10 protein-coding genes are annotated in these 12,682 nt (G+C 65.0%); all 10 read left to right on the top strand.

The window, feature by feature from the left end:
- The first annotated feature begins 124 nt into the window (after window positions 1-124).
- Window positions 125-1,729, top strand: coding sequence for a hypothetical protein (locus NCG91_RS03240; protein ID WP_251348550.1), 1,605 nt, complete (start codon window positions 125-127; stop codon window positions 1,727-1,729).
- Window positions 1,730-2,108: 379 nt separating this feature from the next.
- Complete coding sequence (locus tag NCG91_RS03235) at window positions 2,109-3,620, top strand: DUF4331 domain-containing protein (protein ID WP_251348549.1); 1,512 nt, start codon at window positions 2,109-2,111, stop codon at window positions 3,618-3,620.
- An 18-nt stretch (window positions 3,621-3,638) separates the two neighbouring features.
- Window positions 3,639-3,887: a hypothetical protein gene (locus NCG91_RS03230; protein WP_099667811.1), complete on the top strand. Its 249-nt coding sequence runs from the start codon at window positions 3,639-3,641 to the stop codon at window positions 3,885-3,887.
- 86 nt (window positions 3,888-3,973) lie between these two features.
- Window positions 3,974-5,185, top strand: coding sequence for a tetratricopeptide repeat protein (locus NCG91_RS03225; protein WP_251348548.1), 1,212 nt, complete (start codon window positions 3,974-3,976; stop codon window positions 5,183-5,185).
- A gap of 8 nt (window positions 5,186-5,193) precedes the next feature.
- On the top strand, window positions 5,194-6,309 hold the full coding sequence (locus NCG91_RS03220) for a HupE/UreJ family protein (protein WP_251348547.1): 1,116 nt from the start codon (window positions 5,194-5,196) through the stop codon (window positions 6,307-6,309).
- Window positions 6,310-6,438: 129 nt separating this feature from the next.
- Window positions 6,439-6,948 (top strand): sigma-70 family RNA polymerase sigma factor, encoded by a 510-nt coding sequence (locus NCG91_RS03215; protein ID WP_099667809.1) that lies wholly within the window; start codon window positions 6,439-6,441, stop codon window positions 6,946-6,948.
- Complete coding sequence (locus tag NCG91_RS03210; protein ID WP_218965319.1) at window positions 6,945-7,931, top strand: FecR domain-containing protein; 987 nt, start codon at window positions 6,945-6,947, stop codon at window positions 7,929-7,931. The genes NCG91_RS03215 and NCG91_RS03210 overlap by 4 nt, the downstream gene beginning before the upstream one ends.
- A 103-nt stretch (window positions 7,932-8,034) precedes the next feature.
- Complete coding sequence (locus NCG91_RS03205; RefSeq protein ID WP_251348546.1) at window positions 8,035-10,512, top strand: TonB-dependent siderophore receptor; 2,478 nt, start codon at window positions 8,035-8,037, stop codon at window positions 10,510-10,512.
- Window positions 10,512-11,726, top strand: a complete 1,215-nt coding sequence (locus tag NCG91_RS03200; protein WP_251348545.1) for a PepSY-associated TM helix domain-containing protein — start codon at window positions 10,512-10,514, stop codon at window positions 11,724-11,726. The genes NCG91_RS03205 and NCG91_RS03200 overlap by 1 nt, the downstream gene beginning before the upstream one ends.
- A 92-nt stretch (window positions 11,727-11,818) precedes the next feature.
- Window positions 11,819-12,670, top strand: a complete 852-nt coding sequence (locus NCG91_RS03195; RefSeq protein WP_251348544.1) for an aldo/keto reductase — start codon at window positions 11,819-11,821, stop codon at window positions 12,668-12,670.
- Window positions 12,671-12,682: the final 12 nt, after the last annotated feature.

Genomic DNA, 12,682 nt, shown 5'->3' with positions numbered 1-12,682 from the left:
ATCAATAAGTTTTTAATTTTACAAATACAGACAATTTTAGCAACATGTCATCAATATTGATTGCATTGGGACTTTACTTTAGCCTACTATCAATCATTAATAGATAAAAATACAACTAGGCGCCATGTCCATACTTCTAGCGATTCAAAAATGGTCCACCGAACAGCCTGATTGGCAGCAAGATGCCATCGCGCGCATCTATAACCAGAGCGACCTTTCAGCAGAAGACCTGGACGATCTGTATGCGCTATTGAAGGCAGAGCATGGCATCCCGGATCCTGCTGGACGCCAGCCACGTAAGTTTGCCGCCGATCAAATTGCAGGCGCAGCACCAATTGGCCAGCGTGTGCAATTAGCGTCAATCAAGAATCTGCTCAACGTCAATGCCTTGGCACCCGACCAACATCTGTTGATCGCAAGAACCGGCCTGAGCGTGATCTATGGTGAGAACGGTGCTGGCAAGTCTGGTTACTCCCGAGCCTTAAAGAAAGCTTGTCGTGCTCGCGATCAGAGTGAATCGATCCATCCCGACGCTAGACTTGCCCCAGGCCAAGCCGGCACTCCTCAAGCGAGCTTTGATCTCTTTATTGACGATCTGCCTACTGAGGTCGTATGGAAAGCAAATCAAGCCGCACCCGAATCTTTGTCGGCGATCGCAATCTTCGATTCGTACTGCGCACGCGCTTATGTGGACAACAAAGGCGATTTTGCTTACATCCCCTATGGCTTGGACATTCTTGAAAAGCTGGTCGGTGTCTGCGGCAAACTCAAAACAATGGCATCTGCCGAGCTTGAAGTCGTTCGGCCAAAACTTGACGCGTTTTCCCACTTAGGGCAGTCGCAAACGAAGGTCGGCGCCTTGATACGTGGGCTATCATCAAAGACCAAGACAGCTGAACTCGAACTGCTCGCAACCATCAGCGATGTCGACAAGGAGCGCTTTGCCATATTGGTGAAAGCGCTCACGGAGCGCGATCCGAAAGAAAAAGCGCTAGAACTAAAGGCCAAAGCAAGTCGCTATAACGAGTTGGACGTACGTATTTGTTCATCTTATACCATGACTCTTGGTGGTGGACTAGGCGGTGTGGTTTTCGACGATCCGGTTTCCTCGTTAGACCATCGACGCCGCTGGCTTGTTGCCAAACGGCTAGCACAGGAAGCGCTTAAGCGGCAAGTCATCATCTTTACGCACGACATCTACTTCCTGTGCATCTTGCAGCAATGCGCGACCGAACTTGACTTAGAGCTCACCCCACAGTGCATCCGCAAAGCTCCAGGGGGGTTCGGCGTACATTCGGAACGCGTCCCGTTTGATGCAATGGTCACAACAAAACGCATCTCAGCACTGCGTAAAATGTACGACAAGGTCAAAGAAGCAAAAAACACTGGTGATGATGAAGCCCAGACACAGTGGACACGTGATGCCTACTACCATCTTCGACTGGCATGGGAGCGAGCAGTGGAAGAGGTACTTCTATTTGGCACCGTCACCCGCTTTGAAGAAGGGATATCAACTCAGAGATTACGTTCAGTAATCGTCGAGGACGATGACTACATGCAAATCGAAACAGGCATGACGAAATGTTCAAAATTTGCCCACGATCCGGCCGCTGGTGCCCATCTTCCTACCCCGTCTCCAGAGGAACTCTCCAGTGATATAGAGACGTTAGAAAAATGGCGCGCGTCGGTAGAGAAACGCCGTGAGGTCGTCCGTAAGCGGCGCACTTGAGCAAGTTAGTTCTGCGCCATGAACGGCTGGGTCACGTTGTGGCCCTCCTCCGCCACAACAGACGGTGAAGAATGCCATATCCGCCTGAAGCATCCGCATTGGAGCGCGTGCTTTTGAGAGCTACATCCACACAGTTGGCTACGATAGCCAAGCCCATCGACTACTTGGTACGCTCAACAAAAACGATTATTTTGCACGCAGGCGGTGGACGTTGCATCAAGACTGGCACAACATTGCACTCAACGATATCACACCAAAATTGATTTTTCCGATCCCATCTAAGAGTTGAATCCATTTCCCTCCCCCGTGCGTATAAGTCAGGCAGCCTGCAGTTTCTTGGACTTGTCTGTCAACGCTAACAAAAATCGGGAGAATCGAAATGTCCTTGTCACACTCGAAAACCGCGCTGGGCGCCGCCCTCATGGGCAACCTGCTCGCCGTATCCTTCACGTTGGCCATCGCGCCAGCGGCCCACGCTTCCAGCCACCGCGAAGCGCCATTCATCACGCAAAACCCCAAAGTCGACGCCACCGACTTCTATATGTTCCGCAGCTATGAGGCGGGCCGCGGCGCCTACACCACCCTGGTGGCCGACTACATTCCCCTGCAGGATGCCTACGGCGGCCCGAATTACTTCGCCATGGACCCCAACGCCCTGTACGAAATCCATATCGACAACAATGGCGACGGCAAGGAAGACCTCACCTTCCAGTTCCGCTTCACCAACACCATCAAGGATGGCCAGTTCACCGTGGGCGGCAAGAAAGTCTCGATTCCGCTCGTCATCAACGGCGGCGCCATCGACAGCGTCAATCCGGCCGGCCTGAACGTGCGCGAAACCTACAGCGTGACCGTGGTGCGGGGCGACCGCCGCACGGGTACGCGGAGCGCCGTCACCAACGCCAGCGGCGGCGGCACGACCTTCGACAAGCCCGTCGACAATATCGGCAACAAGTCCATCCCCAACTATGCCGCGTATGCTGCGCAACATGTGTATGCCGTCAATATTCCCGGCTGCGCCACGCCGGCCCGCATGTTCGTCGGCCAGCGCAAGGACCCGTTCGTCGTGAACCTGGGCGAAACGTTCGACTTGATCAACATCAAGGCGCCCGCCACGGAATTCGCCGCAAATGCGGAGTCGGCCGCCAAGGATGACCTGGCCCGGAAAAACGTCACGGCCATCGAGATGGAAGTGCCGACCGCCTGCCTGACGGCTGGCAGCGACCCCGTCATCGGCGGCTGGACCACGGCCAGCCTGCGCCAGGGACGCTTGCTGAACCCGGCGCCGGGCACGGCCACCACGGCCTCGAAGGAAGGCGGCGCGTGGGTGCAAGTGTCGCGCCTGGGCATGCCGCTGGTGAATGAACTGGTCATCGGCCTGAAGGACAAGGACCGCTTCAACGCCAGCAAGCCGTCGGGCGACGCGCAGTTTGCCGACTACGTCACCAACCCCACGGCGCCGGCCCTGGTGGAAGTGCTGTTCGGCTCGGCAGGCGCCAAGGCGCCCACCAACTTCCCCCGCAACGACCTGGTGGCCACTTTCCTGACGGGCATCAAGGGCGTGAACCAGCCAGCGACGGTCGTCGCCTCTGAAATGTTGCGCCTGAACACCTCGATCGCCCCCACCGCCGTCGGCGCGCAAAAGCGCCTGGGCGTCATCGATGGCGATAACGCGGGCTTCCCGAACGGCCGCCGCCCCGGCGACGACGTGGTCGACGTGGTGCTGCGCGTGGCCATGGGCAAGCTGTGCACCCTGAACATCGGCTGCGCCCCGGCCGATGCCCCGGCCGGCGGCCTGCACTTCACGGATGGCGCCTTCCTCGATGAAACCTACTTCACGGCGGGTTTTCCCTACCTGAAAAACCCCATCGCCGGTTCGCCGCAACTGTAAGCCTACGAGGAGAATACGATGAAAAAGCTCCATGCATGCGGCGCCCTGGCGCTCACCACCCTGCTGGCCGGCTGCGGTGGCGGCGGCAGCAGCCACGGCGGCGATAACGGCGACGGCGGCGTCACCCCTCCGCCCGTGGTCTTGCTCGACGCCTTCTATGTGGCCGTCAGCAACGTCATCCTGACCACCAGCGATGACAAGGACGGCGTCGCCATCGACGCCATCATGGCGACCTCTCCGGAAAATACGGAGCCGGTACCGCTGTAACGCGCGGTCACCGAGTGCGGGCGCCGGAGACAGCGTTCTCCGGCGCCCGCCCTTGCCGCCCTATTCCACCGTCGATGGCGTCCACGATGAAAACACCGATTTCCCTGCTGTGCGCCTGCCTGCCCGTGCTGGCGCCGGCCGCGCCCTACACGCCGAAAGACGGCAGCGCCGTCATCGAGCAATTGCCGCGCCGCGCCGACGCCACGCAGCTGGCCTTGCGCGGCCTGCGCCAGCAACTGAATGACACGCCGCAAGACCTTGCCCTGGCCACCAGCCTGGCCCAGCGCTACATTGCCCTGGCGCGCAGCGAAACGGACCCGCGCTACCTGGGCTACGCGCAAGCGGCGCTGGCGCCCTGGTGGCGGCAAGCGGCGCCGCCCGTCCCCGTGCGCCTGCTGCGCGCCACCATCCTGCAAAGCACCCACCATTTCGCTCCCGCCCTGCAAGACCTCGACGCCGTCATCGCCCAGCAGCCGCAAAACGGCCAGGCCTGGCTGACGCGCGCCACCGTCCTCACCGTGCAGGGCGACTATGTCCAGGCGACAGCGGCCTGCGCACGCCTGTCCGCCTTGACGACGCAGCTCGTCACCGTCACCTGCCTTGCCAGTATCGCCAGCGTCACGGGCCGGGCCGCCAGCAGCGAGCGCTTGCTGGACCTGACCCTGCAACGCAGCGCCGGCGCGGCGCCGGAGCTCGACAGCTGGGCCGCAACCCTGCTGGCGGAAATGGCCACGCGGCGCGGAGAGGCGGCGCTGGCCGAGGCGCGCTACACGACGGCGCTGGCGCGGCAGCCGCGCGACAGCTATCTGCTGGGCGCCTACGCGGATTTCCTGCTCGACCGGCAGCGCCCGCAGGAAGTCGCCAAATTGCTGAAAGAACAGCAACGCATCGACGCCCTGCTGCTGCGCTACGCGCTGGCCCTGCAGGCGCTGCCCGGCCAGCAGACGGCCTTCCAGGCGGCAAAGGCGGAACTGGCAGCCCGCTTCAATGCCGCCATGCAACGCGGCGACACCGTGCACCAGCGGGAACAGGCCCGTTTCGCCCTGTTCCTGCAACAGGATGTGCCGGCCGCCCTGCAACTGGCGCAGAAAAACTGGGCCATCCAGAAGGAAGTGCCCGACATGCGCATCTTGCTGGAAGCATCCGTGGCCGCGCGCAACTACGCGGCGGCGCAACCGGTGCTGGCCTGGATCACGGCGCATGGCGTGGAAGACGTGGCCCTGCAGCGCCTCGTCAGGCAGCTGGGGCCGCAGGATGGGCAAAAACTTAGTGCCGCAAAGAAAGCAGGTGCGCTGTGAACGCCCGCATGCTCGCGTTGCTGCTCACCCTGTGCGCCTGGCTGGCCCCCGCGCAGGCGCACAAGCCCAGCGACAGCTACCTGAGCCTGGCCGTGCACGGCCAGCAGATCGACGGGCAATGGGACATCGCCCTGCGCGACCTCGATTTCGCCATCGGCCTCGATGGCAATGGCGACGGCGCGCTGACCTGGGATGAGATACGCGCGCGCCACGCGGCCATCGCCGCCTATGCGCTGCAGCGCCTGCAGCTGGCCAGCGACCGGGGCGCCTGCCCCTTGAAGGCCGTCGAGCAGCTGATCGACCAGCATACGGACGGCGCCTACAGCGTGCTGCGCTTTGCGGCCACCTGCCCCGGCAACGCCGCGCCAGCCACCTTGAGCATCGGCTACACCCTGTTCGCCGACCTCGACCCGCAGCACAAGGGGCTGCTCAAGATCGACAGCGGCGGCGCCACGCAAACGGCCATCTTCGACCCGGACAGCCCCCGCCAGACGCTGTCCCTGGCCGCCCCCGACCGCCTGGCGCAGTTCGGCGCGTATGTCAAACACGGCATCTGGCATATCTGGATCGGCTACGACCATATCCTGTTCCTGCTGTCCCTGCTGCTGCCGGCCGTGCTGCTGCCGGGCTTGCGCGAACAGCGGCAAGGCTTGAAAGCGGCTTTTTATGACGTGCTGAAGGTCGTCACGGCGTTCACGCTGGCCCATTCCATCACATTGACCCTGGCCAGCCTGTCGCTCGTGTCGCTGCCGTCGCGCTGGGTGGAATCGGCGATTGCCGCTTCCGTGATCCTGGCCGCACTGAACAACCTGCTGCCCCTGTTCCGCGGCAAGCGCCCCGTGGCCGCCTTCATATTCGGGCTGATCCACGGTTTCGGCTTCGCCAGCGTGCTGCGCGACCTGGGCTTGCCGCAGGGCTCCCTGCTGGCCAGCCTGTTCGGCTTCAACGTGGGCGTGGAGATCGGCCAGCTGGCCATCGTCGCCGCCTTCCTGCCGCTCGCCTGGCTGCTGCGCAAGACGTGGCTGTACCGGCAAGTGCTGACCGTCGGCTCGCTGGCCATCGCCCTGGTCGCTTGCGTGTGGCTGGTGGAGCGGGTGGCCGATATCAAGCTGATTTCAACGTGACGGCCGCCCGATAGCGTTGTTGGACAGCCACTGCCAGGCCACAAGTCCCGGCAATCGGGCTACAATACGAACAATTCTCAATCGCATCAAGGCCTGTCTGTCCTGTGGACCGTGGCATGGAAAGGTTGCATGCTACGCCCCGAACTGGAACTGCATCGGCAAATCGAAGTCCTCTACAGCGACCACCATGGCTGGCTGCAGGGCTGGCTGCGCCGCAAGCTGGGCAACGCCTTCGACGCGGCCGACCTGGCGCACGACACGTATCTGCGCATCCTCGCGCGCGGCCGCGCGCCCGCTCCCGTGGAATCGCGCCAGCACCTGGCGCAGATCGCCAACGGCCTGGTGGTCGACCTGTTCCGCCGCCGGCATATCGAGTCAGCCTACGCGGACGCCATCGCCGCGCAGCCGGAAGCGCTGGTGCCGACGCCGGAAATGCGCGCGCTGATCGTCGAAGCGCTGGTGGAAATCGACGCCATCCTGGCCAGCCTGCCGAACAAGGTGCGCGACGCCTTTTTGCTGTGCAAGCTCGAAGGCATGGCCTACGCCGACATCGCCGCGCGCCTCGACGTGTCCGTCTCCTCCGTGGAAAAATACATCGCCCGCGCGCTGCTGGCCTGCTGCATGGCGCAATGCGCATGACCCCCCAACTGGACAGCCCTCCCATCGCCCCCGCCGTGCTGCAGCGCGCCGCCGAGTGGATGGCGCGGCTGTGGGCGGAAGACGCCAGCGCGGCCGATGCCGACGCCTGCGCCGCCTGGCGCGCCGCCCACCCCGAGCACGAACGGGCCTGGGCCCGGCTGCAACGCTTCGCCCGCCAATTCGAGGCCCTGCCCCGCGAGGTGGCGCGCGGTGCGCTGGCGCCGGCCCGGCGCCATGCCGCCGGCCGCCGGCGCGCCTTGCAGCTGCTGGGATTGATCGCGGCGGGCGGCGGCACGGCCCTGCTGGCGCACGAATCGGGCCTGTGGCAGCGCGCCGCCAGCGATTACCGCACGGCTGTGGGCGAGACGCGCGCCATCGTGCTGGCCGACGGCACGCAGGTGGTGCTGGACACGGCCAGCGCCATCGACGTGGCATACAGCGCCGGCGAACGGCGCATCGTGCTGCGCGCGGGCGCCATCCTCGTCACCAGCGCGCACGAAACGGCGCCTGTCTACCGTCCGCTGCTGGTGGCGACGCCGCAAGGCACGGCCACGGCGCTGGGCACGCGCTTTGGCGTGCGCCTCGATGCCGACGCCAGCAAGGTGGCCGTGTTCCAGGGCGCCGTCGCCCTGCAGCCGCGGCAGGACGGCGCCGCGCCCGTACACCTGCAGGCGGGCCAGCAGGCCGGCTATACGCGCCGCGCAGTGCAAGACATCGGCAAGGTGGAAGACAGCGCCGCCGCCTGGGCCGATGGCCGCCTGGTGGCCGAACGCATGCCGCTGGGCGAACTGCTGGCCGAGCTGGGACGCTACCGTCACGGCGTGCTGCGCTGCGACGCATCCATCGCCGGCCTGCGCGTGACGGGCGTGTATTCGCTGCGCGACACGGACCGCTCGCTGGCCAACCTGGCCCTGAGCCTGCCCGTGCAGCTGCGCTACCGCACGCGCTACTGGGTCAGCGTGGGGCCGCGCCAGGCGTCCTGAAAAATATAGGCAAAATAAATGAAAAAACGTTGAGGGTTTTGGCTTTTCGTTCGGAATACGGGAAGAACCGATTTTTTCCTTCCACTTTCCAAGGATCTGCACCATGCCCCCTCGCCCGACCGCCCCCAAGCTGCGTCCATTCCCCCTCGCCGTCGCCATCCAGGCCCTGTTCCTGGCTGGCGCCGCCATGGGCGCCCTGGCCGCCACGGCCCCTGCCGCCCACGCGCAAACGCTTGAGAATGCGCAAGCCAAGCGCCCCTACGCGATCCCCGCCGGACCGCTGGAGCGGGCCTTGACCGCGTTTGCCAGCGCGGCCGGCGTGGAACTGTCGGCCGACGCGGCCCTCTTGCAGGGCAAGCGCAGCGGCGGCCTGGCAGGCAGCTATACCGTGCGCCAGGGCTTCGACGAACTGCTGCGCGGCCAGGGCGTGCGCGTCGTGACGGGCGCCAACGGCGCCTATGCGCTGCGGGCGGACGCCTCGGCAACGCCATTGCCGGCGCCGGCAAGCGCACAGGCGGCGCAGGCCAGCGCCACCCTGCCCGCCATCACCATCAATGCCAGCAGCGAACGCGAAACGGCGACTGGCCCCGTGCGCGGCTACGTGGCGCGGCGCGCCGCCTCGGCCACCAAGACGGATACGGCCTTAAATGAAAACCCGCAATCCGTGTCCGTCGTCACGGCCGATGAAATCAGCGACCGCAACGCCGAATCGCTCGACGAGACCCTGCGCTACACGGCAGGCGTGACGCCGAACCAGCGCCCGCTGGGCAGCGACGATTCCTCGCTGCTGCGCGGCTTCACCATCGAAACGAACGGCATCCTGCAAGATGGCTTGCGCAATTCGGGCCGCACGTTTGGCGCCTCCATCGAGCCGTATGGCTTGGAACGCCTGGAAGTGCTGCGCGGCCCCGCCTCCGTGCTGTACGGGCAGATTCCGCCGGGCGGCATGGTCAACGCCGTCAGCAAGCGTCCCAGCGCGGACGCCGTGCGCGAAGTGGGTATCGAGTACGGCAGCTACCAGCGCCGCCAGCTGAAAGCCGACGTGGGCGGCACGCTCGACGCGCCAGGCGCCTGGACTTGGCGCGTCGTCATGCTGGGCCGCGAAGCGGACACGCGGCTGGATCGCGACCGCGACAACCGCCTGTACTTCGCGCCGTCCCTCACTTGGCAGGCAGGACCGGCCACGCGTTTGACCCTGCTGGCCCGCTACGAGCAGGACAACCAGCAATACGCGTTTCCCAACCAGCTGCTGGTACCGGGCCAGCGCGGCCAGGTCGACCCCGGTGTCAACCTGATGGGCGACGACAACCGCTTCAAGCGCCGCAATACCATGCTGGGCTACGAGTTCGAGCATGCGTTCAACGATACGTGGTCGCTGCGCCAGAACCTGCGCTACACGCACTTGAAAAACGACCGCACGGACATGTTCCCCCTGGGCTTGAATGACGATGGCACGGTGAAGCGCTATTTCATGCCCGTCGATACGGCGTCGAAAAGCCTGTTCGCCGATACCCAGCTGCAGGCGCGCTTCGCCACGGGCAGCCTGGCGCACCAGGTGCTGCTGGGCGTCGATTACGCGAACATCCGCAACACGGACGAATACCGCCACCAGCAGGGCTTTATCGAGCCGATCGACCTGTACCAGCCCGTGTATGGCAAGCAGCCCCTGGTCCCGGCCAAGTCGCCGACCCGCGCGGACGCCCCGTCGCGCCAGCTGGGCCTGTATGCGCAGGATCAAATCAAATGGGACCGCTGGGTCGTGACGGCGGGCCTGCGCCGCGACAAGGCGACGCAATCGCGCGACGTCACCGACCTCCATGCCGGCAGCGTGAAAGCGGACTACCATCAGTCGCCGTCGGCCACCACGGGCCGCGTGGGCGCCGTCTACCTGTTCGATGGCGGCTGGGCGCCATATGTCAGCTACGCCACCTCATTCTCGCCCGAACTGGGCGTCACGGCCAACGGCGACGCCCTGAAGCCGTCGCGCGGCAAGCAATTCGAAGCTGGCGTGCGCTATGAACCCGTGGGCCAGCGCGCCAGCTACACGGCCGCCGTGTTCGACCTGGTGCGCGACAACGTCACCACCTCCGACATCGGCAACCCGGGCAGCCTGCTGCAGACGGGACAAGTGGGCTCGCGCGGCCTGGAACTGGAAGCGCGCACGGAGTTCGCCAGCCGTCTGAGCCTGATCGCGCAGTACACCTACCTCGATACGGAGGTCAGGAAGAGCAATAACGGCGACCTTGGCTTGCAGCAGTCGGGCGCGCCGCGCCACAGCGCCTCGGCCTGGGCGCGCCAGGCGTTCGACCTGGGCACGGCCTTGCCCGCGTATGCGGCGCTGGGCATGCGCTTTCTGGGCGCCATGCGCTCGAACTCCGACGGCGACAACCTGAACATCCGCAATGGCGGCCTGACGCAGTGGGATGCGGCGCTGGGCGTGTCGCGCGGGCCGTGGCAGTTTTCCCTCAACGTCAACAATGTGCTCGACAAGCAGACCCTGTATGACTGCGGTTACCTGCCGAACCTGTGCTACCGCAATGCGGAACGCACGGCCAACGTCAGCGCGATGTACAGGTTCTGATGCCATCGCTGCACATGCGCCCCGCATTGGCGGCGCTGCACCGCTACGCGGGCCTGCTGATGGCCGGCTTCCTCATCGTGGCCGGCGTCACGGGCAGCGCGCTCGCATGGAAGGATGAACTGGAAGCGGCCATGCTGCCCGCCGTCTTCCGCGCAGCGCCGCCCGCGCCGGGCGCGGCGCCCCTCGACGCCCTGCTGCTGCGCGAGTCCGTCGCCGCGCGCTTTCCCCAGGCGAGCGTCACGTACGCGCCCCTGTCCGCGCCGCCCGGCCGCAGCATGGTGTTTTACCTGCGCCCGCCCGGCGACGCGCCGCTGGCCAGCGACGAAGTGTTTGTCGATCCCTACACGGGCGCCGTGCTGGGCCAGCGTCGCTGGGGCGAGATAAGCCAGGGCGCCATCAACCTGCTGCCCTTCATCGAGCGCCTGCATTACGCGCTGGCGCTGGGCGACACGGGCTTGTTCATCTTCGGCCTGGTCGCCATCGTGTGGACGGTCGATTGCTTCATCGGCGCCGCCCTGACCTTCCCCGCGCGCCTGAAAAAACGCTCGCCGGGCAGCAAACCGTGGCTGCTGCGCTGGCGTCCGTCCTGGCTGCTGCGCCGCCACGGCGGCAGCTATAAACTGATATTCGACCTGCACCGCGCAGGCGGCCTGTGGCTGTGGGCCATGCTGCTGGTGTTTGCCTGGAGCGGCGTCGCCTTCAACCTGTACGGCGTGTATGCGGCCGTGATGCAGCCGCTGTTCCCGCACCAGGGGGCCGAGGAAGCGGTGGCGCGGCACACGCCGTCGCCGGGCCCGCACCTGGACTGGCCCGCTGCGCGCGCGCAGGGGCGCCTGTTGATGCACGCGCTGGCGCAGCGGCACGCGTTCGCCATCGTCGAGGAAAACGCGCTGTCCTACGAACGCGCGCTGGGCGTGTACAGCTACAACGTGCGCAGCAGCCGCGACGTGCGCGCCCACAAGGGATTGACCACCGTCTTCTTCGACGCGGCCAGCGGCCGGCAACTGGCCGCGTGGCTGCCCACGGGCGCGGCCAGCGGCGACACCATCCGCAGCTGGATCAGCGCCCTGCACATGGCCTCGATGTGGGGCTGGCCCTTTAAGATGTTCATCTGCGCCATGGGCGTGCTGGTGGCAGGCTTGAGCGTATCGGGCGTGCTGATCTGGCGCCGCAAGCGCCAGGGGCAAGCCAGGGCCAAAGCCCTCATTCATTAGCTCAGCTAATAAGAGTATGTCGATTCCAACGGCTTATCAATAGGTGGCAGACGCCGTACAGTAGCTCCTGTTAATGACTGAAGGAGCTTGCCATGAACCGCGTCACCCTGAATAACGGCATCACCATGCCCGTCGCCGGCTACGGCGTCTTCCAGATTCCCGACCCTGCCGAATGCGAGCGCAGCGTCATCGACGCCATCGCCGCCGGCTACCGCCTGATCGACACGGCCGCTTCCTACCTGAACGAAGCGGCCGTCGGCCAGGGCATCGCCCGCAGCGGCGTCGCGCGCGAGGAGCTGTTCGTCACCAGCAAGCTGTGGGTGCAGGACACGGGCTACGAGCGCACGGCACAGGCCATCGAGCAGTCGCTGCAGCGTTTGCAGCTCGATTACCTGGACTTGTTCCTGATCCACCAGCCGTTCGGCGACGTCCACGGATCGTGGCGCGCCATGCAGGATGCGTATCGCAGCGGCAAGCTGCGCGCCATCGGCGTGAGCAATTTTCATGCGGACCGCTTGATGGACCTCATCGCCTTCAACGACATCGCGCCCGCCGTCAACCAGATCGAGATCAACCCCTTCCACCAGCAGGCGGACAGCGTGGCCTTCATGCTCGAGCACGGCGTGCAGCCGCAAGCGTGGGCGCCGTTCGCCGAGGGCCGCAACAACCTGTTCCAGAATGAATTGCTGCTGGGCATCGCTGGCAAGCACGGCAAGTCCGTCGGCCAGGTGGTCCTGCGCTGGCTGACGCACCGGGGCATCGCCGTGCTGGCCAAGACCGTGCGCCGCGCGCGCATGGCGGAAAACCTGGCCATCGACGATTTCGACCTGGACGAAGCGGACATGGCCGCCATCGCCACCCTGGAAACGGGCAGCAGCAGCTTCTTTTCACACCGCGACCCGGCCATCGTCCAGTGGATGGCCGCACGCAAGCTCGATATCTGAAGGGATAGCTTC

Origin of the sequence: Janthinobacterium kumbetense (assembly GCF_023703445.1) — a bacterium.
GTDB lineage: Bacteria > Pseudomonadota > Gammaproteobacteria > Burkholderiales > Burkholderiaceae_D > Janthinobacterium > Janthinobacterium kumbetense.
This window is presented reverse-complemented; position numbering and strand designations above follow the sequence as displayed.

Bases quoted from the DNA above. Each gene is read 5' to 3' on its own strand.
- NCG91_RS03240 (WP_251348550.1), top strand. From the start codon at position 125: ATGTCCATACTTCTAGCGATTCAAAAATGGTCCACCGAACAGCCTGAT.
- NCG91_RS03235 (WP_251348549.1), top strand. From the start codon at position 2,109: ATGTCCTTGTCACACTCGAAAACCGCGCTGGGCGCCGCCCTCATGGGC.
- NCG91_RS03230 (WP_099667811.1), top strand. From the start codon at position 3,639: ATGAAAAAGCTCCATGCATGCGGCGCCCTGGCGCTCACCACCCTGCTG.
- NCG91_RS03225 (WP_251348548.1), top strand. From the start codon at position 3,974: ATGAAAACACCGATTTCCCTGCTGTGCGCCTGCCTGCCCGTGCTGGCG.
- NCG91_RS03220 (WP_251348547.1), top strand. From the start codon at position 5,194: ATGCTCGCGTTGCTGCTCACCCTGTGCGCCTGGCTGGCCCCCGCGCAG.
- NCG91_RS03215 (WP_099667809.1), top strand. From the start codon at position 6,439: ATGCTACGCCCCGAACTGGAACTGCATCGGCAAATCGAAGTCCTCTAC.
- NCG91_RS03210 (WP_218965319.1), top strand. From the start codon at position 6,945: ATGACCCCCCAACTGGACAGCCCTCCCATCGCCCCCGCCGTGCTGCAG.
- NCG91_RS03205 (WP_251348546.1), top strand. From the start codon at position 8,035: ATGCCCCCTCGCCCGACCGCCCCCAAGCTGCGTCCATTCCCCCTCGCC.
- NCG91_RS03200 (WP_251348545.1), top strand. From the start codon at position 10,512: ATGCCATCGCTGCACATGCGCCCCGCATTGGCGGCGCTGCACCGCTAC.
- NCG91_RS03195 (WP_251348544.1), top strand. From the start codon at position 11,819: ATGAACCGCGTCACCCTGAATAACGGCATCACCATGCCCGTCGCCGGC.